The sequence below is a fragment of the Curtobacterium sp. MCLR17_040 genome, from assembly GCF_003234735.1.
In the GTDB taxonomy this organism is placed as follows: domain Bacteria; phylum Actinomycetota; class Actinomycetes; order Actinomycetales; family Microbacteriaceae; genus Curtobacterium; species Curtobacterium flaccumfaciens.
Genome location: NZ_QKTE01000004.1, coordinates 130,237 through 149,145 on the forward strand (window position 1 = coordinate 130,237; position 18,909 = coordinate 149,145).

Consider the following 18,909-nt stretch of genomic DNA (forward strand, 5'->3'; position numbering starts at 1 on the left):
GCCCGGCGCGACTCCCGACGTCATCCCACGTCGTCTTCGGGTGGGCTGCGGCCGGGGGCCGTCCCGTCGGCCTACTGTCGGCAGCATGAGCACGAGCACCGCCGACAAGGCCGTCACCCTGAAGCAGCTGCACGAAGCCCCCGAGATCCTGCGCGTCGTGAACGTGTGGGACGCGATCACCGCCAAGGTCGTCAGCGACCTGCCCGGCACGAAGGCGATCGCCACCGCCGGGCACTCGATCGCCGCGTCGTACGGGTACGAGGACGGCGGCATGCCCCTCGACCTCGCCCTGTCCGGAGCCGCGATCGTCGCCGCAGCCACGGACCTGCCGGTCACCGCCGACCTGGACGACGGCTACGAGGACCCCGCCGAGACGATCCGCCGCGCCATCGGCTCGGGCATCGTGGGCGCCAACGTCGAGGACCGGCTGCGTCCCTTCGACGAGGCGGTCGCCCGCGTCGCCGCGATCACCGCAGCGGCGCAGGCCGAGGGCGTCGACTTCCAGCTGAACGCCCGCACCGACGCGATCGTGCGGGGCGGCGAGCGCCCGGTCGACGAGAGCATCGAGGACGCGATCGCCCGCGGCAGGGCGTTCCTGGACAACGGCGCCGCCCTGGTCTTCGTGCCCGGCGCGATCGAGCGTTCCGTGGTCGAGCGGCTCGTCGCCGGTCTGGGCCGCGGCAAGCTCTCGGTCATCGGCCTGCCCGGCGCCCTGCCCGCCGCCGAGTACGAGGCGCTCGGCGTCGCCCGCATCTCCTACGGTCCGCTCACGCAGCGGGTCGCGCTGCGCGCGCTCCGTGACCTGGCGACCGACCTGTACGCGGACGGCGTCGTGCCGGAGGACACCCCGACCCTGAACTGAGCCCAGCGCAGACGGGAGGCCCGGTGCCAGCTGGCACCGGGCCTCCAGTCAGTCCCTCTGGTCGCGATCGCGACCCGCTCAGCTCAGCCGAGCGCCGGGTACAGCGCGGGCGTGGTGCGCGCGTGCGTCTCCTGCTCGAAGGCGTAGCCGAGGCCGATGACCGTGCTCTCGTCGAACGAACGGCCGAGGAACTCCAGGTTCACGCCGGCACCGGTGATGGTGTTGTCGGCAGCGGTCGCCTGGCCCATCGGGACGGTGATCGCCGGCATGCCGGTGTTCGGGCTGAGGCGCATGTTCGTCGACTGCGTGCCGTACGGCGTGCCCGACGGGTAGACGAGCGCGTCGAGGTCCTGGTCGTCGAGCATCTGCGTCACGAGCTGCTTGCCGGTGGCGAGCTGCGTCGTGTGCGACCCCGTCGGTCCGGCCCACGCCTGGTACTGCGTGTCGGTGATCAGGTCGCGCGACTGGTAGGTGCTCTTGCGGCTCGGCACGTACTCACCCGAGGCCAGGATGCCCTGCAGGGAACGCGCGGTGACGTCGGGGTCGAGGTGCTTCGCGACGTACTCGTCCAGGTCGTGCTTGAACTCGTTCGTGCTGCCGCTGCCCTCGGACAGGACCCGGTTGAAGGCCGTCGTCGCGGTGATCGGGACGACGGTGGCACCGGCGGCCTCGAGCTTCGCGACGGAGGCGTCGAACAGGCGCTTCGTCGTCGCGTTCGTGCCGACCATGCTCGTCACGTAGCCGATGCGGGAGCCCCGCAGGGAGTCGGCGTCGAGCGATGACGTGTACGACGTCGGCACCTTGCCGGCCTGCGCACTCGTCGCCGGGTCCGCCGCGTCCACGCCGGTGACGGCGTCGAGCGCGACCGCCGCGTCGGTGACCGAGCGGGTGATCGGGCCGCCGGTGTCCTGCGACAGGGCGAGTGGGATGATCCCGTCACGGCTGGTCAGGCCGACCGTGGGCCGGATGCCGACGAGCTGGTTGTACGTCGACGGCACACGGATCGACCCGCCCGTGTCCGTGCCGAAGCCGATCCCCGCGAGGTTCGCGGAGATCGCCGCACCGGTGCCGCCGCTCGAGCCACCGGCCGTCTGCGCCGTGTTGTACGGGCTGGCGACCAGGAGCGACGAGCCGGCGGGCTGGTTCGACGAGAACTCGGAGACGAAGCCGAAGGCGAACTCGTCGAGGCTGGCCTTCGCCAGGATCACGGCGCCGGCGTCGCGCAGGCCGGTGACCATCGCGGCGTCGGTGTCGGTCTGGTTGTCGTCCCAGCAGCCGCAGCCACCGGTGGTCGGCATGTCCTTCGTGTCGTAGTTGTCCTTCACCGCGATCGGCACGCCGAGCAGCATGCTCTTCATCCCGTGCTCGGCGCGCTCGGCGTCCGCGGTCTTCGCGGCGGCCAGGGCGTCGGTGTTGGTGGTGACGATCGAGTTGAGCGCGCGCCCGGTCGACGCGGTGTCGACCTTGGTGCGGTCGTAGGCGGCGATGCGGTCGAGGTAGTCCTGCGTGATCGCGACCGACGTGGTGACCCCGGCGTTCATCGCGGCCTGCATGTCGATCGTCGACGCCTCGACGAGCTGGAACGGGCCGTCGTCGTAGATCATCCGCTGGGACAACCCGGCCAGGTCGGCGACGGTGATGGTGCCGTCGGCGTCGGTGTCCGCGGCGCTGACCGTCGCCCAGTCGGTGCTCGCGGTCGTCGCACCGAGGTGGTCGGTGAGCACGGTGAGGTCGGCCTTCGTCACCTGGTCGTCGCCGGTCAGGTCGAGGTCCGTGTAGTACGGCGCGAGCATGGCGGCGGGGCTGGCGTCGACGGCTGCGGGTGCTGCGGCGGCCGTGATCGCGGGGGTCGCGGCGAGGACGGTGCCGACGAGGGCGATGAGTGCGGCGCCGGCGACGGCGGTGCGCTTGTTGGCGGTCATGCGGAGGCTCCGGTGCGGTCGCGGCGGGCACGACGGGCCCGCAGGGTGATCAGGGTGCCGCCGGCTGCGAGCAGGGCGATGGACGCGGCGATCCACGGCGCGACGTCGGCGCCGGTCCAGGCGAGGTCGCCGCCGGTCGGACGGTCGCCCCCGCCGACTCCCGCCACGGCGGTGGCGCCGCTGGTCGGGTCGGTGCCCGGTGCCGTCGGGTCACCGGGGGCGCTGGGGCCACCCGTGCCGCCACCGGCACCGGGCTGCGTGGTCGCGCCCGGCGTCGGCGTCGCCGTCGGGGCGGTGGTCGCGGCCGCGGCGACCACGACAGTGGTGCTCGCCGGGTCGTCGAGGGTCGTCGACGTGCCGTCGGAGCCGACGAGGGTGATGCTCGTGACGTCGAGGTCGACGCTGCCGACCGCCGTCGGGGTCAGCGAGATCGAGGTGGCCAGGTCGCCGTCGAGCGCCGGTGAGGTGCCGAGGCGGGTGTGCACGATCGTCAGGGCGTCGCCGTCCTGCTCGACGCTGTCGAAGCCACCGTCCGGGCCGGTGACGCTGTCGTCCCGGTACTGCACCGAGTCGGCCTCGAGCGTGATCTCGTACGCGTAGACGTCGGCCGTGGCCGGGATCGTCAGGTCGACGTCGAACGCGGTGCCGACGGTCACGGTGGCCGGGGCGTCGATGGTGGCGGTGGTCGCGGTGGGTGCTGCCTGGGCCGGAGCGGCCGTCAGGACGGCGAGGCCGAACGCCCCGGCGGCGACGAGCGTCGAGGAGACGATCGTCGCGCGTGGGCGCAGCCGTGGTCGGTGCTGCATGGGCGCAGTTCCTTCGGGTGGGGTGGAGGGGTGCTGAGCGGGTACTCAGTGAACCGAAAGCTAACGGGGCGCTGTTTCCGGTTCTGGCCCGGCACGTTTCCGCCCCGTTACGGCTCGTTCCTGCCGCTACTGTCGTGCCATGTCGGTCGATGTCGAAGCCCTGCTCACCCCGCCCTCCCCCGTCGCCGCACGGGCGTTGGACGTCGTCCGTACCTGGTCCTCCCCCGCCCTGGTGAACCACTGCCTGCGCTCGTGGGCGTGGGCGGTCCTGCTCGCCCCGACCGTCGACCTCGAGCCCGACCCCGAGCTGCTGTTCGTCGCGACGATGCTGCACGACCTCGGCGTCACACCGTCGTTCGACGCCCACGCCGTGCCGTTCGAAGACGCCGGCGGTGCCGTCGGCTCCGTCTTCGCCCTCGGCGCCGGGTGGGACGCAGCGCGCGCTCGACGCGTCGGCGAGGTCATCGAGCGGCACATGTGGACCTCCGTCGACCCCGCGGTCGACGCCGAGGGGCACCTGCTCGAGGTCGCGACCTCGCTCGACGTCTCCGGTGCCGGGTTCTCGCGGTGGTCCACCGACGACCTGCACGCCGTCGCCACAGCACTGCCCCGCCTCGGGTTCTCCGGCACGTTCGACGAACTGATCCACGCGCAGGCTTCGCGCAAGCCGTCCTCGGCCGCTGCTCGGCTCGACGGCTCCGGCAACGTGGCTGCGGGTGGCTCGCGATGGGACGCGTTCCTGGCGTCCTGAACCGTCTTCCTGGTCTGCGCTGGACTTCTGCGCTTCGGGTGCGTATAGTTCTTGGTTGGTGCACTGCAGCGAACCCATCTGACTCGCGCACACCAACGTCTCGAGACCGACTCACCCGAGTCGCATTCCAACCGAGACCACCGCTTGATCCGAACGGATCAGCAGCACGTTGAAACTCGACGTGCGCGCCCCGCACTCGATGCGTCGCGCCGGACTGAGACGTCCGCCGACACCGAGTCGCCCTGGCGCCGAATGACCAGGAAGTACAGCACCATGACCAGCAACGAACGAATCACCGTGTTCGGGACCGCACTCGCGTCCCCGACGATCACCCCCGACCGCATCGCCGAGTTCCCCGTGCGTGACGACCGCTCGCAGCGCGAGTACCTCGTCCGCATCGCGGCCGACGACCTGCAGACCTTCGTCACCCGCGGCACCCGTCTGGACGCCGTCGGCGAGGCCGGCTGGACCGTCCCGGGCCGCTCCTGGGCGGGCGAGGCCAGCCGCACCCTGCTGCAGGCACAGTCCGTGCAGGCGGGCGAGATGGCCCTCGCGGCCTAGGCTCCTCCAGGACGAACGCGAAGCGCCGCCGGGATCCCCGGCGGCACTTCGTCGTGCGTGGGCTGCGTAGCGCGCCGCGCTTCGGTGCGAGGTTCCGTGCATGGTGCGGGGCCGCGACCGTCGCACCAGGCACGGAACCTCGCACTGTTCTCGCGGGCCGACGTCAGTACTCCCCCTTCACGACGAAGAACGAGCCGCGGACCGTGCCGGCGAGCTTCGACTTCTGCCGCGCGAACTTGAACTTGTCGGCGAGTTCCTCGGGCACGTCCATCCCGTCGGAGAGTTTGAAGCCGACCGCACGCTTGCCGCCCGCTTCGAGCGTGTAGAGCACGTTGATCGCCAAGCCGGACTCGTAGAACACGTACGTCCAGCGCACGCCGTCGACGAGCGCTTCCGTCGCCTCGAGCGGTGGTGACGCGATGACCAGCCCGCGTTCCTCCTCGAGCACCCGCCGCACGTAGGCGACCAGGTCCGGCACGTCAGCTGCGGCGTGCGTGGTGAACACGTGGTCGTACTTGTTCGCGAAGTACCGCGCCTCGTTGGCCCGGAGCCCGGCGAGTGCGTCGGCGACCGGCGAGGACTCCAGACCCACCGTGGACACGTGCACGAAGTCGACGACGTACGACATGGGGCCTCCTCGGGCACTCGGACGAGCCGAACCTAGTCCACTGCTTACGCCTCAGACCAGTGCAACCGAAGCGTCAACCCACGGAGATGTCGCAGCAGCTCGAACCCGCTCTCGTTTCCAAGGAAGGAGTCGACTTCGCAACGCGTTCTCCGCACGTCATCGAGAGCTATCCCATTCCTCGAGGACCGAGCGCGACACTCCGCTCCGGTCGTTTGAGCATGGCGCTAATCGACGTATTCTCACCTGTCTGGGAGACATTGCCTGTCTCACCTCCAGCCGAGCGACGGTGCACGGCCGGTTCACCATCTCGGAATGGACAAGATGAGCACGACCGATTTCTCCGGACGCGCGAGCGCTCCAGCCTGGCTGACCCCGTCTCGCTCCACCAACGCTGAGCGACTGGAGATCGCAAGGCGCTGGCAGGGAGACACCGACAGGCGCTTCACCGTGTCGGTCGCACAGCTCCGTCAGCTGATCGGAGAGGGATTCCGCGCCACGCCGAGGTTCCAATTCAAACTCGTCGGCCTCCCCGGTGGCGACACCGAGTTCAACGCCTGGTGTCGAAAGCTCGGGCGAGAAGCGCACCAGATCATTGCTGCCAGCGTGTCAGCTGAGGTTGGGGAGGAGCTCGAGACCTACTCCCGTGAGGTCGGCTCCGTCACAAACTGGACCGACGGATTCAGCTCGCTCTTCGAATACCTGAGTGTAGTGAACGAGCGAACCACCATCGACGTCGACGCACTGCAGGTCGTGGGTCGACCAGGCGCGGCTCTACAAGCGCAAGCACGAGGCCTCCCGGACGAAGCCGAAGTCGCCGAACGCTCCGCCCATGACGCCGCCAGTAGCGTCGTTCTTCAGGTGCACGAAATGCTCGGGAACGAGAAAAACGTCATCGTCGAAGGAGTCGCCGGATCGGGTAAATCGCATCTCCTTGAAGCGCTCCGCGGACTCTACGAAGACATCGACGTCATCGTCTTCCATCCGTCGACGAGCTACGAAGAATTCGTTTCCGGCCTGCGCCCGACAGCGGATGGACGTTTCACGGGCGTACCGGGCGTGTTCGTACGTGCCTGCCAGCGTGCCGCCGAACAACCACACACGGAGCATCTCCTGTTCATAGACGAGATCAATCGCGCGAACACTGCAAAGGTCTTCGGCGATCTGCTGCTGCCGATGGAGAAGAGCAAGCGATGCGATCCTCGAGCACTCGGAGGACACGCCGTCATGCCCAATGCTCCGGAAGGAGTCGTGGGCGTCACCCTGCAAACCGCCCTCGGCTCACACGAGCGTTCCGTACTCGTGGTGCCCGACAATCTGCACATCCTCGGCACGATGAACTCGACAGACCGCTCAGTCGGGTCACTCGACCTCGCGCTGCGCCGTCGGTTCGCCTGGCTAACGATGGAGCCCCTCAGCGCCACCGCCCTTCGGATAGACCTCAACTACACCGGGAAAATCGATACAGGAGATGCTGCCACCCGAGCAGACTGGGACCAGGTGGTCGAGTGGTACGACGAGACCAACGAAACACTGCTGAACGAGGTCGGACCCGACGCCCGGCTCGGCCACGCGTACATTTACAGCGCCTCGACACCCCGCGCTGCTGCGCAAGGACTCCTTGGTCAGCTGGCTGAGATCGCCTTCACGTTCAACCTGGCCCCGGAGCGCCTGGACGACATTCCGGCGATCGAGCTGTCCGGCATGGGCGTCAGCATGAATGCATCCTATCGCGGGAAAGGCCTCGGACGCCGGCCGTCTGTGTCCGTCCAACAACTCGTCCGTCATGCCGACGGTCGGGCCGTTGATTCCGTCCGATGATGGCAGACACGAGCACCGACCAAGGACTAACACTTCGGGCAAGCACGAACGGCAACGGCGTCGGCCTCACCGTCCTCGCGCCTCCGGACTCCGATGCTGTGCTGGTCGTGCACGTGCTCCCGAAAGTCTGGCGTCCGACTTCCACAGGATCCGTCGTCGACACTCCCGACGGCGGCGGGGCCATTCAAATTTTCGAAGGAGACTACGTCCGCTTCACCCGGGCATGGCAGGACGTTGCCGCGCAGAGGCTCGCGCCGACGCCGACGCTCTCCAGCACCGCGGAAGCTTCTGCATCTGACGACAGCGTTGCAGGCGGCGCGTTGGACGCTCTTTGGTCACGAGAGCCGGTGAGGAGGAACGTCTTGAGAGGGCGAGGCGAGGTCGAACGAGGTCATGTCACAGCGATGTGGGGTTTGCTCCTCAGCTGCGGGCAAAAGCCAGTCCCGGTCAAGGGCACCAGGCCACCGTCAGCGAGCGGAATGGAAGTTATCGCCGACATCCCAGAGCTCAAGGCATTCGCCATCGCAACCTTCGTCCACGCTGCAACACGGCTCGTTCCGCGGCGGAAGCCGGCGTACAGGTCTCGCATCGACAGCGCGACAACGGTGAGAGGGCGTTTGGTTCCAGGCGCGCTCATTGCGCGCTCCGTTCGGAACGACGTCAGGGTCACCTGCGAGTACGACGAGCTCACCGGTGATCACCGGCTGTGGCAGGTCGTCCGAACAGCCCTGGAGCGGTGCTGGGACGCTCCTGGTCAGCGCGAGTTTGTGATGGGCGGTCTCGCGCAGCTGCGAGACGTCGCGACTTTGACGGTGCGTGAGGCCATCTTCCACGGCAACACGTTGGTTCCGTCGATACGAGATCCAGCGCACCTCGGCATCCTCCGACTCGCGTTGAGCGTCCTCCAGGAGAAGCACAAGCCAGCTATCGAGCGCGGCGATGGTGATGCGGTCATCGCCAACCTCAAGTACGCGACGAGTTCTCTGTGGGAGAAGCTCCTCGAGCGCGCATTCCGCGATGCCGGGTGCGTCGTCGCACCGCAATCGAAGCTTCCGATGCTCTTCGAGCCGACAGCTGAGGGCTGGAAGCCAAGACCGGAGAAACTCCCGGATCTCATGGTGACGTCACCTTCGGGCGACCGCTTCTTCATCGATGCGAAGTACATGACCACTGAGAGTTTCGACGCGGCCGCGAAGGGTGATCAGTACCAAGCCATCGCCTACACGCAACGGTCCGGATTTCCTACCCTGCTCGCCTTCGCTACGAATCCGATAGAGGGGGGACAGACTCAACCAGCGGAAGTGCTGTTCCGGGCGATACCTCCTTCGGGATGGTCCGCCCCGACCCGAAGACCTTTCAGGGCTGACGACAGCTGGTTGCTCGTCGGGTCGACGACGTTTGCTTTCCCCACGCCAGCGGACGAGTCACCCGACGCCGGAGGGACGACATCGGCCCCGACCAGCAAGCAGGCGTTGTCCCGCGCAGCGGCCCACGTGACGAGCAGCATCCGCCAACAACTCGAAGCCATGTGAACGCTTTGGCACCGCAGAAGCTTCGCCCGAAACGAGCACCCGCGCCGAGGTCGGTTGTTGAGCCGGAACGTCCGCGTACTCGCCGATCACAAACGACCACCCATGTCTCCCGCATAACTGTGGGAATCCGCGTTTGGTCGAGCACCGGCCACAGACGCCCGAACCCGACTGTCCTGACGAACGACTGACGAACGAGACTGGGGTGATAAACGATTGGATGACGGCCCGTGAGGCCGCCGAGTACGCCCGATGCCACTGGCGCACGATCACAGACGCTTGCCGTGCCGGCGAGTTCCCGGTGTTCAGCGGGCCAGGAACGCGACGTGGCGGGTTCTGCGCGACAACGTCGACGTGTGGCTCGGCGCCAACCCGCCCGTGCGGCGGGAGGGGCTCCGGGCTTTCTAGAGCAAGTCGAGGTCCCACTGAACCCGCTCGAGCCGCGTGAACCAGCCGATCGCCGCGTTCAACGGACCCGGGAGCTCGCGCCCTTCGAGATGTGCACGGTAGACGGCGTCCTGCTGCGGCACGGACTTGTTCTGGTGCCGGTCGCCGATCCAATCGGCGAGCAGCGTGCCGAGTGGGCCGTAGATCGACGTCCCCCAGTCCAGCGGGAACGTGAGTGGCCAGCTCAACCCAGCCGGCCGGACGGCGATCACCGCCCCGTGAGTGATCCCGTTCCGGACCAGGCGGATCCCGGGCAGCACCCGCCCTTGTTCGTCGGCATCGCGCACGGCGTCGTAGTCGGCGCCGAAGCTGCGCATGAGCTGCTCGTCGAGGGACGCCGCCCAGAACGCGGCGGTGCCCAGCGCGACGTACTCGTTCCCTGGGTCGCCCTCGACGACATGAGTAGCTTCCTCGAGTCCTCGTAGGGCGAGTCCTCGCACCGGAGTCCACAGTGGCAGCGTCATGCGGTCATCCAATCTGCACCGGTGGCGTTGCCCCGCGGAGTCCCGCCGGCGTGCGTTCGGCGACGGCGTCCCACGTCCTCTCGTCGACGTACTCGACGCCGACCGCGTTCAGGTGCTCACGCCACGTGAGGATCCGCAGCGCACTCTCGTCGCCGGCGACAGCGGCCCGCATCACGAGTTCCACGACCAGGTGCGCACCGACGTCGTCGACGGGTCGGAGCTGCTCGGCGAGCTCCCGGTACGCCTTCCGCTTGAGCGCAGCGCCGCACCGGCGGTCTCGATAGTCCTGCTCTCGTGCTCGCTTCGCGGCCGTCTGCGGTTTGTTCCTGCGGTGAGCGCGACCCATGTCGGCAGTCTGCCCTACGCTCCGCTGTGGGGGCAGCGGGGCACGTCCCCGACCCGATCGGAAGGACGACCATGACCGACAGTGACACCGCGATCGCTCTGCACCGGCTCGTGCTAAGCAGCAACCTCGTCTGGCCGAATGCCAACGTCTTCGACCGTTCGCCGACCCTCAAAGCGAACATTGCGTCGCTGCTCGCCCATGCAGTAGGGCACGCGGACGTCGAGTTCATGCATGCCGCCATCGAAGACCCCGACCTACCCGTCTCCCCTGTGCACGTGGTCGCGTTCACAGAGCGGACCGTCGTCGTGATCGATGGAGCAGGGCTGATGGCGAGCGCAACGATCCTGCGGCGGAATGCGCTCCGGTCAGCAACTCTCGTCCGGGTCCCGAACCTCGTCAGTGGCGACTGGAGCGCGGCGAGCACTCTTCGGGTCGAACTCGACTACGGCCCCGCTCTCGACCACGCCGTGCTGCTCGGACACGACCTGCAGACTCCCAAGAACGTCACGGAGCTCGTCGCGTTCTGGCCCGAGCTGCAGGCCGACCTCGTCTAACGTCGAACGCCCCGCACATGGCTACGAGAGCGTGTGCGGAGCGTTCGTGGGGCGATCAGGTGCGGCGACCGTGATCGAGTCGATCGCGTTGCCGGCGTCCGTGATTCGCATGCCGTGCTTCGTCGCCGTCTGGTCGAACGAGTCGGTCACGGCGAGCACCTGCCCGCCGTTGAGGAACACCCGGATCTGTGGAACGGCTTCGGCAATGGAACGCACGAGCACAAGTCGCAGCAGTCGTTGAGTGTTTTGACGATCCGCAGCATAAGCTTTGGTCGGCTACGTACGAATCGCTCACCCTTTGGAGCCACGGTTTTACACCCCTGAACTTTGTTTCCCGCTCGGCACCAGGCAAAGAAGAGCCGGGCGGTCTGCCGTCTCAACGGACACTTATCAGTCTCAGAGCAACTACGCCAAGCTCGTCAGCCCGCTCTACGACTCATTTCCCGCTCCTTGGCTGACTGATTGAATGGCAACCGTCTAGTGATTACGGGTACCCATATCAACTAAGGGGTGACACGAAACGCTCGTTAGTTGACATCGAGACAAGCGGCCTAGTGCGTGGATGGCGTCATGCGGTAACCTTCAACGACAGCCCGAGGATCGAGCGGAGATCTCATGCCGAACAACGCAAACGACGACCGCGCGGCGAACGAGGGCCCGCTGGGCAGCGAGGCGGAGGTGCAGCGCGCCATCGGCAGTGACTCCCTGATCGGTCTGACGCCTGAGCAGCTGACGCGCTTCGTCGAAGTGCTTCCGCGTCTTGACCCCGAAACACTCAAGATGATCTTGGCACAATATCCAGAGCTGAAGGCGCAGGTCATCGAGGGGCTAGGCGTAGTCCGGAACGCCTACGAAGCGACGCTCGCCTCGAATGACAAGAGCCAGCAAGGCGTCTACCGGGCAATCGACCGCACGATGGACATGTTACAGGGGGAGCTTGACAAGGACGGTAACTCCGAGGACGACCGCCGCTTCTTGATCGACAGCTTCCTGCGCACCACGCAGATGGCCGCAGACCAGGATGCGAAGAACAAGAAGTTCCTCGAAACGACCTTCGGCAAGACCGTCCTGGCCACCGCGGTCGGCGTCGGTCTTGGTGCTGCCGTTCTCGCGCCGAGGCTGCTGAAGAGCGTTGGGTCAGCAGGCGGCGGGTTGCGCGCCTGACCGCCCTGCGTCTAATGCAGGCAGCGAGCCATCGAGGGCTAGACGAGGCGGAGTGACGGGAACCAGAATGCCTCAAATCACGCCATCAGCCGTTGCTCTCCTGAAGCGAGTGCGAAAGCGCTACCTCGACTCCCGTGAGTTCAACGGGCTGCATCTTCACGGCGCTGTGGTCGACGAGGCGCGAAGTCCTGGGATCGAGCTGGTGCGAGCCGGGATGGTCCAGGTCGTTGCCGGAGCGGACTACATGAACGTCCACATCCGGCCGTGGCCGTCAAGGCGATCGCAGGAGGAGCAGGAACAGGACCTCGAGTCGCTGACAGCAGACGACTACGGCGTCTGCCTGTACCCGACCGTCGACGGGATGAAAGGCGTCAGGCTGCCTACCCGTCTGACTGGCCGTCCCTACGGCCGCGCCATGGCGAGAGGCAAGGGCACGCTGGAACTGGCGCACTTCGAGTTCGCCGTCCTTGAGCAGTACCGCAACGACGGGCGGTTCCGATTCGACTTCGGGGACGCCGGAGCAAGCATGGGCCTCACTGATGAGGCCTTCGACGGCGACGATGTTTTCGAGAGAGACCATGTTGGGCTTAGCCACATCGGTTTCGCCTACGACCTCTCGGGCTACGATTCCAACGACCACGACTCGCCTATCGAGCGGCGGGTTGCTGTGTTCTACTGTGACCTGATCACACTCACCCCGGAGCACCAGCGACGGTGGGAGACCTACCAGGTGCCCGACGATGGTCTGGAACCACATCCGATCTGGTGGGGGTCACAAATGGGCCGATGGCCGGACGCGGTCGGACCCTTCGCTCACCTGTTCATCGAGCTACAGAATCTCAATCAGCTGGCCCAGCTCGCCTTCGGCGAGCACATGTTCCGGATCGAGGAGCGTCCTGCCGACTTCGGTTGGTTGCTCCGGCCGTCTCAGCGAGAGTGGGATGAGTTCGTCCTTCAGCTCGATAAGTTGCTGTCGGAGAACCTGAGCGGCCGGTTCCTCGATCGCCTCGGCACTCCCACGACGGACGACCGCAATCAGCGGATCGGAAGTCTGAATCGTTTCCAGACCTTCATGCTCGATCACGGAGTAAGCGAGGCTGACGCAAAGAAGGTTCTTGCGCCGCTGAAGAGCGTTCGGCAGGCGCGTCAGAAGCCCGCCCACTCGCTCCGCGCGAACCTGAACGATCACAGCTTCATCCACAAGCAAATCAACCTCATGCAGGAGACCATCGGTGCCCTCACCGGGATCCGAGGATGGCTGTCGACCCATCCCGCCTGTTCGGAATGGAAGAACGACTACGCCGACCTAGGCACCTACCCGCTCTGACTCTCTCGTGAACAGGACAGGGCCACGATCCGAAGTTGGATCATGGCCCCAGCCGTGGTGGCGCACAGTCCTCGACCTGGCTCACGACCGCGACGACGTTGGTGACGCCTGCCGGAATCTTGTCCTCGTCGTAGACGTCAGCGACCGCAACCTCATCGGCACCGAGCGTCTGGCTCGAAATGGCAACAGCAAGATCCGTCTTGGAATCCCTCGTAAAGCTGTAGATCGCTCACGAGCCTGCCAGAGAGGACTCACGGGGAACAACCCGCCCGTCTGGGGGCCATGGCTACGCCGCAGGAGCGATTTCGCGTCGGGGTCGACAGCATGTGCACCCGGAGGCAGATCATGCCTGAGACGGGCTACAGCCTGAATCGTGGAGGCGATCAGCCTCCGGATGATTGACACAAACGGGACACAGCGGGCAAAACCGTGGCGAAGCTGTGTGGGATCTCGAGGCTAGATCCGCACCAGATTAACGACCTAGTTGTTGAAGCGGAACTCCACCACGTCGCCGTCCTGCATGACGTAGTCCTTGCCCTCGATGCGGGCCTTGCCGGCAGCGCGGGCCTCGGCGATCGAGCCGGTCTCGACCAGGTCGTCGAACGAGATGACCTCGGCCTTGATGAAGCCCTTCTCGAAGTCGGTGTGGATGACGCCGGCAGCCTGGGGCGCCTTCCACCCCTTGCCGATCGTCCACGCACGGGCTTCCTTCGGGCCGGCCGTCAGGTAGGTCTGCAACCCGAGGGTGTCGAAGCCGATGCGGGCGAGCTGGTCGAGGCCCGACTCGGTCTGACCGGTCGACTCGAGCAGTTCGGCGGCGTCGGCAGGGTCGAGGTCGATGAGCTCCGACTCGACCTGGGCGTCGAGGAACACGGCCTGCGCCGGGGCGACGAGCGCGGCCAGTTCGGCCTTGCGGGACTCGTCGGTCAGGATCGCCTCGTCGACGTTGAAGGCGAAGATGAAGGGCTTGGCGCTGAGCAGGCCGAGCTCGGCGATCGGGGACAGGTCGATCTTCGTGGCGGAGAGCAGGGTGCCCTGCTCGAGCGCGGCACGGGCCTCGCGAGCGGTCTCGAGCACGGCCGGCTCGGCCTGCTTGAGCTTGAGCATCTTCTCGTACCGCGGGAGCGCCTTGTCGATGGTCTCCATGTCGGCGAGGATCAGCTCGGTGTTGATGACCTCGAGGTCGTCCTTCGGGGAGACCTTGTTCGCCACGTGCACGACGTCGTCGTCGGTGAAGCCGCGGACGACCTGCGCGATGGCGTCGGCCTCGCGGATGTTGGCGAGGAACTTGTTGCCCAGGCCTTCGCCCTCGCTCGCGCCCTTGACGATGCCCGCGATGTCGACGAACGACACCGGCGCCGGCACGGTCTTCTCCGAGTGGAAGAGCTCGGCGAGCTGGTCGAGCCGCGAGTCGGGCAGGTTCACCACCCCGACGTTCGGCTCGATCGTCGCGAACGGGTAGTTCGCGGCGAGGACCTGGTTCTTGGTCAGGGCGTTGAACAGGGTCGACTTGCCGACGTTCGGGAGACCGACGATTCCGATGGTGAGAGCCACGGAAGAAGAGCCTACCGGCGGCGGCCTGTCGGAGCCGACCCGGGCCTCCAGTCCGTCCGTCAGGACAGGGGAGGCGACCCGCCCGTCGGAGGCCGCAGGGCCGTGATCCGGCGTTCGACGACGTCGAAGACGTCGGCCTGCAGCCGCTGCGATCGCCGCCAGTCCCCCGGCACCTGCAGCGAGTGGTCGGCATGGTCGACGGTCTGGAGGCGCGCAGCCGTCCCCGAGACCCGCTCCGGCCGCCACATGGTGTCGTCTCCACCCCCGATCGCGTCGTGCACGTCGGTGGCAGCGGCGAGCGCTGTGGCCACGTCGTCATGGGTGAGGACCGGGGTGAGCCAGACGCCGGGCACCTCGTGGCGGATCGCCCACGGCAGGGCGAAGCAGCCGAACGACTTCGCGACGACGAGGTCGGGCAGCCGGTCCCCCAGGGCGGCGGCGACAGCGGTCTCGACGAACCTGACCGGATCGGCACCGGCAGCGTCGTCGACGTGCCACCGTGGCGCGAGGACCTCGCACCCGGCCGCGGCGGCGATCTCGTTCGTCCACCAGAGCAGCGGCGCCTGCTGCCCGTAGCCGGACCCGGCGAGCACCAGGACGAGCGGACGGCGGTCGGTCTCGTTCCCCATGCGCCGACAGTAGCCACACGCAACGCCGACGGGAACGGAGGTCGATGTCGGCACCCCGTGCGACGATCGGGACCGTGCCGTTGAACTTCACCGCGATCGACTTCGAGACCGCCAACAGCTCGCCCGCCAGCGCCTGCTCCGTCGGGCTCGTGAAGGTCCGCGCCGGCCGGGTCGTCGATCGTGCGTCGTGGTTCATCCGCCCGCCGTTCGGGCACGACGCGTTCCTGGAGTGGAACACGCGGATCCACGGCATCGTCGCCGAGGACGTCACGCACGCCAAGACGTGGGAGCAGCAGTACCCCGACCTGGTGGCCTTCGCCGAGGGTGACGTCCTGGTGGCGCACAACGCCCGCTTCGACATGGGTGTCATCGCCGGTGGGTGCTCCGCGACGGGGATCGACCTGGCCGAGCACCACTCGCTGTGCTCCCTGGCGGTCGCCCGCAAGACCTACACGCTCGACTCGTACCGTCTGCCGGTCGCCGCGATGGCCGCCGGCTTCGAGGGCTTCCAGCACCACGACGCCGCCGCCGACGCCGAGGCCTGCGCCGCGATCGTCGTGCACGCAGCCGGGCACCACGGGGTCGAGACGGTCGAGGCGCTCGGCGCGGTGACCCGGGTGACGATCGCCCCGGTCCGTGCGCGTGCCGAGAAGCCGAAGGCCGCGAACCAGCCGCGGCTGTCGAACCGGCCGATGGTGTTCGCCGACTGAGGGTCTGCGCTGACTGACGGTCTGCGCTGACTGACGGTGTTCGCCGACTGACGCAACGCCCGCTGCGCGCGGCCGGGGTGCCACATCCCCGGTGGTATTGTCACGACAATGCCGTCGGCACCGACGCCGGCATCTCCGCACGTGTGAAGGACCGCGATGACCAACGAAGGCCAGCTGCCGTCCGACCTGTTCATGGACCTGGACCGGTCGGGTCCCATGCCCCTCTACTTCCAGGTCGCCTCGCGCATCGAGGAGTCGATCCGCTCCGGCGCGATGCCACCAGGGGCCCGGCTCGAGAACGAGATCGCCCTCGGTGAGCGTCTCGGTCTGTCGCGGCCGACGATCCGTCGCGCGATCCAGGACCTCGTCGACAAGGGTCTGCTGGTGCGCCGCCGGGGCATCGGGACCCAGGTCGTACATGGGCCGGTGACCCGCAAGGTCGAGTTGACGAGCCTGTACGACGACCTGGCGCAGGGTTCGCAGGCTCCGGCGACGAAGCTCCTGCAGCGCAACGACGTCCCCGCGTCCGACGAGGTCGCCGCGGCGCTCAGCATCGAGCCCGGCACGACCGTCGCGCACATCCGGCGGGTGCGGTTCGCCGAGGACGTCCCGATGGCGATCCTCGAGAACTACCTGCCGCCGGAGTTCCTCGACCTGACCGACGAGGACCTGCAGGCGTACGGGCTGTACCAGCTGCTGCGCGGCCGCGGCGTGACGATGCGGGTGGCGAAGCAGCGGATCGGGGCCCGTGCGGTCACCGACGAAGAGGCCGGCCTGCTCGAGATCGAAGACGGCGACCCGGTGCTCACGATGAGCCGCACCGCGTACGACGCCTCGGGCCGTGCGGTCGAGTACGGCGTGCACTGCTACCGCCCCGACCGGTACTCGTTCGAGGTCACGCTCGTCGACAAGTAGGTCGCTCGGCGAGGGGTCACGACACGCTGTCGGTGATGCGCCGAGTGGTCACGAACTGTCGCCCGGACGCCCGGCAACCGACAGTTCGTGACCACTCGGCGGAACTGAGCGGGGTGTCGTGACCGCCCCGCGACCGCACGGCCTCAACCGAGCGCGGGCACCCCGAGCTCACCGGTGACGTACTGTGCACGCCCGAAGCCGAAGGACCAGTCCTGCGGCCCGTTCTCGACGTAGCCGATGAAGACGTCCTCGGACGCGACACCGATCGCTGCGAGGGCGTCGTGGATCGCCCGGTACAGCGCAGCCTTCGCCTCGTCGGTCCGACCGCGCTGCGTGAACACCTGGATGACGATGACGCCCTCGGTGCGCTCGAACCCCAGGCCGGCGTCCTCGGCGATGATCTGCTGCGCCGGGTGCTCGGTGATCACCTGGAACCGGTCACGCACCGGGATCCCGTACACGTCGACGATGGCCTGGTGGATGGCGTCGGCGATGCCACGGACGGCCTCCGGCGTGCGGCCGGTGGCGAGGTCGATACGGACGAGCGGCATGGTGCCTCCTGGTTGCTCGGACTTTGTCCTTACATACTAACAAGCGGACGCGGCCACGTGTCTAGAACCTCGGCGTCGGTGCCCCGTACGTCAGCGGCCCGTCGACACGAGCGACGTCGTGCCACGCGCCGTCGACCAGCGAGGCCTCCGCTGCCTCGACGATCGACGCCGCAGCCAGCCCGTCGGCGACCGAGGGTGCGAGCTGCTCCCCGCGCTGCACGCTCGCGATGAACTGCGCCGCCTCGATCGTCTTCAGGTCGTCGTAGCCCATCGCGGTCCCGGCGCCGGGCTGGAAGCGACCGAAGTCGCCGTCGCCGGGAGCGACGTAGTGCGTCGCGTACCCGTCGACCTCCTGCCCGTCCAGGTACACCTCGAGCTCGTTGAGGCGCTGGAAGTCCCACCGGACCGAACCGCGGGTGCCGTAGATCTCGAGCGTGTACTCGGCGTGCGGCCCACGCATGACGCGACTCGAGTCCATCGTGCCGACCGCACCGTCCTCGAACCGGAACAGCAGGGCGGCGTAGTCCTCGTTCTCGACGGCACCCAGCTCGCCGGTCGCCGCGGCACTGCGGTCGACGATGCCGGCACCCGGGCGGGGACGCGACTCGATGAACGTCTCGGCGAGCGCACTGACCGAGGCGATCCGGCCGACCACGTACTGCGCCAGGTCGAGTCCGTGCGACAGCAGGTCGCCGAGCACACCCGATCCGGCACGCTCACGCTCGAAGCGCCAGGTCAGCGGTGCAGCAGGGTCGGACGAGTAGTCGGCGAGCAACGATCCGCGCACGTTCGTGATGCGCCCGAGCCGCCCGCTGCGGACGAGTTCGCGGGCGCGCTCGATCGCCGGGGCGTGCCGGTAGTTGAAGCCGACGCTCGTGATGACGCCGGCCCGCTGCACCGCCTGGTGGATGGAGCGCGAGTCGCTGGCGTACCGGCCCATGGGCTTCTCGATCCAGAACGGCTTGCCCGCCTCGGCCGCGGCGACGGCCATCTCGCGGTGCAGGAAGTTCGGCGAACAGATCGACACGACGTCGACCGCCGGGTCGGCGAGGACCTCGTGGTAGTCGGCGACGGCCCGCTCGTACCCGAGCCGCGTCACCGCCTGGTCGCGTGCCGCCTCGATCGGGTCGGCCGCGACGACGAGCCGCGGCTGGACGCCGAGCTCCGGGAAGTGGTCCGGCAACGCTCGGTAGGCACGCGAGTGCAACCGCCCCATCCAGCCGACCGAGATCAGCCCGACGCCGATGCTGTCCATGGAGAACTCCTTCGTTCAGGTGACGCGCATTGGAGCGCGACAACGAGCGTAGCCGATGTGGCTGACTTTGTCAGCACATGACGCAACCGCTTGGAGGCCCGGTGCCGGTCTCGGGG

Annotated in this window: 20 protein-coding genes; 10 read left to right on the forward strand and 10 right to left on the reverse strand. The window is 67.7% G+C overall.

Features of this window, described 5'->3' with window-relative positions; genetic code table 11:
* Nucleotides 1-85 precede the first annotated feature (85 nt).
* On the forward strand, nt 86-862 hold the full coding sequence (locus DEJ01_RS05890) for an isocitrate lyase/phosphoenolpyruvate mutase family protein (protein ID WP_111092460.1): 777 nt from the start codon (nt 86-88) through the stop codon (nt 860-862).
* An 83-nt stretch (nt 863-945) separates the two neighbouring features.
* On the opposite strand, the gene DEJ01_RS05895 is transcribed toward DEJ01_RS05890, so the two are convergent.
* Entirely contained in the window at nt 946-2,784 is a 1,839-nt protein-coding gene (locus DEJ01_RS05895; protein ID WP_111092461.1) for an amidase family protein, read from the reverse strand.
* On the reverse strand, nt 2,781-3,590 hold the full coding sequence (locus DEJ01_RS05900; RefSeq protein ID WP_111092462.1) for a hypothetical protein: 810 nt from the start codon (nt 3,588-3,590) through the stop codon (nt 2,781-2,783). The genes DEJ01_RS05895 and DEJ01_RS05900 overlap by 4 nt, the downstream gene beginning before the upstream one ends.
* Before the next feature lie 139 nt (nt 3,591-3,729).
* Here DEJ01_RS05900 and DEJ01_RS05905 point away from each other — a divergent pair, with 139 nt between their 5' ends.
* The gene (locus DEJ01_RS05905) at nt 3,730-4,341 is read left to right on the forward strand and encodes an HD domain-containing protein (RefSeq protein WP_111092463.1); all 612 of its coding nucleotides are present in this window, start codon (nt 3,730-3,732) and stop codon (nt 4,339-4,341) included.
* 273 nt (nt 4,342-4,614) lie between these two features.
* Nucleotides 4,615-4,902: a hypothetical protein gene (locus DEJ01_RS05910; protein WP_111092464.1), complete on the forward strand. Its 288-nt coding sequence runs from the start codon at nt 4,615-4,617 to the stop codon at nt 4,900-4,902.
* Between the two features lie 163 nt (nt 4,903-5,065).
* Here the strand turns inward: DEJ01_RS05910 and DEJ01_RS05915 are convergent, their stop codons facing one another.
* Nucleotides 5,066-5,530, reverse strand: a complete 465-nt coding sequence (locus DEJ01_RS05915) for a phage tail protein (protein ID WP_111092465.1) — start codon at nt 5,528-5,530, stop codon at nt 5,066-5,068.
* Between the two features lie 312 nt (nt 5,531-5,842).
* On the opposite strand from DEJ01_RS05915, the gene DEJ01_RS05920 reads away from it, so the two are divergent.
* Nucleotides 5,843-7,348, forward strand: a complete 1,506-nt coding sequence (locus tag DEJ01_RS05920; protein WP_111092466.1) for an McrB family protein — start codon at nt 5,843-5,845, stop codon at nt 7,346-7,348.
* Complete coding sequence (locus tag DEJ01_RS05925; protein ID WP_165901324.1) at nt 7,348-8,880, forward strand: hypothetical protein; 1,533 nt, start codon at nt 7,348-7,350, stop codon at nt 8,878-8,880. Before DEJ01_RS05920 ends, DEJ01_RS05925 begins: the two co-directional genes overlap by 1 nt.
* 401 nt (nt 8,881-9,281) lie before the next feature.
* On the opposite strand, the gene DEJ01_RS05930 is transcribed toward DEJ01_RS05925, so the two are convergent.
* Complete coding sequence (locus DEJ01_RS05930; protein WP_111092468.1) at nt 9,282-9,788, reverse strand: hypothetical protein; 507 nt, start codon at nt 9,786-9,788, stop codon at nt 9,282-9,284.
* Between the two features lie 4 nt (nt 9,789-9,792).
* Nucleotides 9,793-10,134 (reverse strand): hypothetical protein, encoded by a 342-nt coding sequence (locus DEJ01_RS05935; RefSeq protein ID WP_111092469.1) that lies wholly within the window; start codon nt 10,132-10,134, stop codon nt 9,793-9,795.
* 71 nt (nt 10,135-10,205) lie between these two features.
* Here DEJ01_RS05935 and DEJ01_RS05940 point away from each other — a divergent pair, with 71 nt between their 5' ends.
* Nucleotides 10,206-10,688 (forward strand): hypothetical protein, encoded by a 483-nt coding sequence (locus DEJ01_RS05940; RefSeq protein WP_111092470.1) that lies wholly within the window; start codon nt 10,206-10,208, stop codon nt 10,686-10,688.
* 21 nt (nt 10,689-10,709) lie between these two features.
* Here DEJ01_RS05940 and DEJ01_RS05945 read toward each other — a convergent pair whose 3' ends face one another.
* On the reverse strand, nt 10,710-10,904 hold the full coding sequence (locus tag DEJ01_RS05945; protein WP_131845310.1) for a hypothetical protein: 195 nt from the start codon (nt 10,902-10,904) through the stop codon (nt 10,710-10,712).
* Nucleotides 10,905-11,303: 399 nt separating this feature from the next.
* Here DEJ01_RS05945 and DEJ01_RS05950 point away from each other — a divergent pair, with 399 nt between their 5' ends.
* Together DEJ01_RS05950 and DEJ01_RS05955 are read left to right on the forward strand one after the other, a co-directional pair.
* A complete protein-coding gene (locus DEJ01_RS05950; RefSeq protein WP_111092472.1) occupies nt 11,304-11,852 on the forward strand; it encodes a hypothetical protein in 549 nt (182 codons plus the stop codon).
* 109 nt (nt 11,853-11,961) lie between these two features.
* Nucleotides 11,962-13,179 (forward strand): hypothetical protein, encoded by a 1,218-nt coding sequence (locus DEJ01_RS05955; RefSeq protein ID WP_258375652.1) that lies wholly within the window; start codon nt 11,962-11,964, stop codon nt 13,177-13,179.
* A gap of 480 nt (nt 13,180-13,659) precedes the next feature.
* Here DEJ01_RS05955 and ychF read toward each other — a convergent pair whose 3' ends face one another.
* Both ychF and DEJ01_RS05965 read right to left on the reverse strand, forming a co-directional pair.
* Nucleotides 13,660-14,733 (reverse strand): redox-regulated ATPase YchF, encoded by a 1,074-nt coding sequence (ychF, locus tag DEJ01_RS05960; protein ID WP_111092473.1) that lies wholly within the window; start codon nt 14,731-14,733, stop codon nt 13,660-13,662.
* A 59-nt stretch (nt 14,734-14,792) separates the two neighbouring features.
* The gene (locus tag DEJ01_RS05965) at nt 14,793-15,362 is read right to left on the reverse strand and encodes a hypothetical protein (protein WP_111092474.1); all 570 of its coding nucleotides are present in this window, start codon (nt 15,360-15,362) and stop codon (nt 14,793-14,795) included.
* Nucleotides 15,363-15,406: 44 nt separating this feature from the next.
* Between DEJ01_RS05965 and DEJ01_RS05970 the strand changes: the two genes are divergently transcribed.
* Complete coding sequence (locus DEJ01_RS05970; protein WP_027464531.1) at nt 15,407-16,072, forward strand: exonuclease domain-containing protein; 666 nt, start codon at nt 15,407-15,409, stop codon at nt 16,070-16,072.
* Between the two features lie 156 nt (nt 16,073-16,228).
* Nucleotides 16,229-16,987: a GntR family transcriptional regulator gene (locus DEJ01_RS05975; protein ID WP_027464530.1), complete on the forward strand. Its 759-nt coding sequence runs from the start codon at nt 16,229-16,231 to the stop codon at nt 16,985-16,987.
* 143 nt (nt 16,988-17,130) lie between these two features.
* Here DEJ01_RS05975 and DEJ01_RS05980 read toward each other — a convergent pair whose 3' ends face one another.
* Together DEJ01_RS05980 and DEJ01_RS05985 are read right to left on the reverse strand one after the other, a co-directional pair.
* Nucleotides 17,131-17,538 (reverse strand): tautomerase family protein, encoded by a 408-nt coding sequence (locus tag DEJ01_RS05980; RefSeq protein ID WP_071405737.1) that lies wholly within the window; start codon nt 17,536-17,538, stop codon nt 17,131-17,133.
* Nucleotides 17,539-17,599: 61 nt separating this feature from the next.
* A complete protein-coding gene (locus tag DEJ01_RS05985) occupies nt 17,600-18,793 on the reverse strand; it encodes a Gfo/Idh/MocA family protein (RefSeq protein WP_111029576.1) in 1,194 nt (397 codons plus the stop codon).
* Nucleotides 18,794-18,909 lie beyond the last annotated feature (116 nt).

Coding starts and splice junctions, on each gene's coding strand:
- DEJ01_RS05890 (WP_111092460.1), top strand. CDS start 86: ATGAGCACGAGCACCGCCGACAAGGCCGTCACCCTGAAGCAGCTGCAC.
- DEJ01_RS05895 (WP_111092461.1), bottom strand. CDS start 2,784: ATGACCGCCAACAAGCGCACCGCCGTCGCCGGCGCCGCACTCATCGCC.
- DEJ01_RS05900 (WP_111092462.1), bottom strand. CDS start 3,590: ATGCAGCACCGACCACGGCTGCGCCCACGCGCGACGATCGTCTCCTCG.
- DEJ01_RS05905 (WP_111092463.1), top strand. CDS start 3,730: ATGTCGGTCGATGTCGAAGCCCTGCTCACCCCGCCCTCCCCCGTCGCC.
- DEJ01_RS05910 (WP_111092464.1), top strand. CDS start 4,615: ATGACCAGCAACGAACGAATCACCGTGTTCGGGACCGCACTCGCGTCC.
- DEJ01_RS05915 (WP_111092465.1), bottom strand. CDS start 5,530: ATGTCGTACGTCGTCGACTTCGTGCACGTGTCCACGGTGGGTCTGGAG.
- DEJ01_RS05920 (WP_111092466.1), top strand. CDS start 5,843: ATGGACAAGATGAGCACGACCGATTTCTCCGGACGCGCGAGCGCTCCA.
- DEJ01_RS05925 (WP_165901324.1), top strand. CDS start 7,348: ATGGCAGACACGAGCACCGACCAAGGACTAACACTTCGGGCAAGCACG.
- DEJ01_RS05930 (WP_111092468.1), bottom strand. CDS start 9,788: ATGACGCTGCCACTGTGGACTCCGGTGCGAGGACTCGCCCTACGAGGA.
- DEJ01_RS05935 (WP_111092469.1), bottom strand. CDS start 10,134: ATGGGTCGCGCTCACCGCAGGAACAAACCGCAGACGGCCGCGAAGCGA.
- DEJ01_RS05940 (WP_111092470.1), top strand. CDS start 10,206: ATGACCGACAGTGACACCGCGATCGCTCTGCACCGGCTCGTGCTAAGC.
- DEJ01_RS05950 (WP_111092472.1), top strand. CDS start 11,304: ATGCCGAACAACGCAAACGACGACCGCGCGGCGAACGAGGGCCCGCTG.
- DEJ01_RS05965 (WP_111092474.1), bottom strand. CDS start 15,362: ATGGGGAACGAGACCGACCGCCGTCCGCTCGTCCTGGTGCTCGCCGGG.
- DEJ01_RS05970 (WP_027464531.1), top strand. CDS start 15,407: ATGTCGGCACCCCGTGCGACGATCGGGACCGTGCCGTTGAACTTCACC.
- DEJ01_RS05975 (WP_027464530.1), top strand. CDS start 16,229: ATGACCAACGAAGGCCAGCTGCCGTCCGACCTGTTCATGGACCTGGAC.
- DEJ01_RS05980 (WP_071405737.1), bottom strand. CDS start 17,538: ATGCCGCTCGTCCGTATCGACCTCGCCACCGGCCGCACGCCGGAGGCC.
- DEJ01_RS05985 (WP_111029576.1), bottom strand. CDS start 18,793: ATGGACAGCATCGGCGTCGGGCTGATCTCGGTCGGCTGGATGGGGCGG.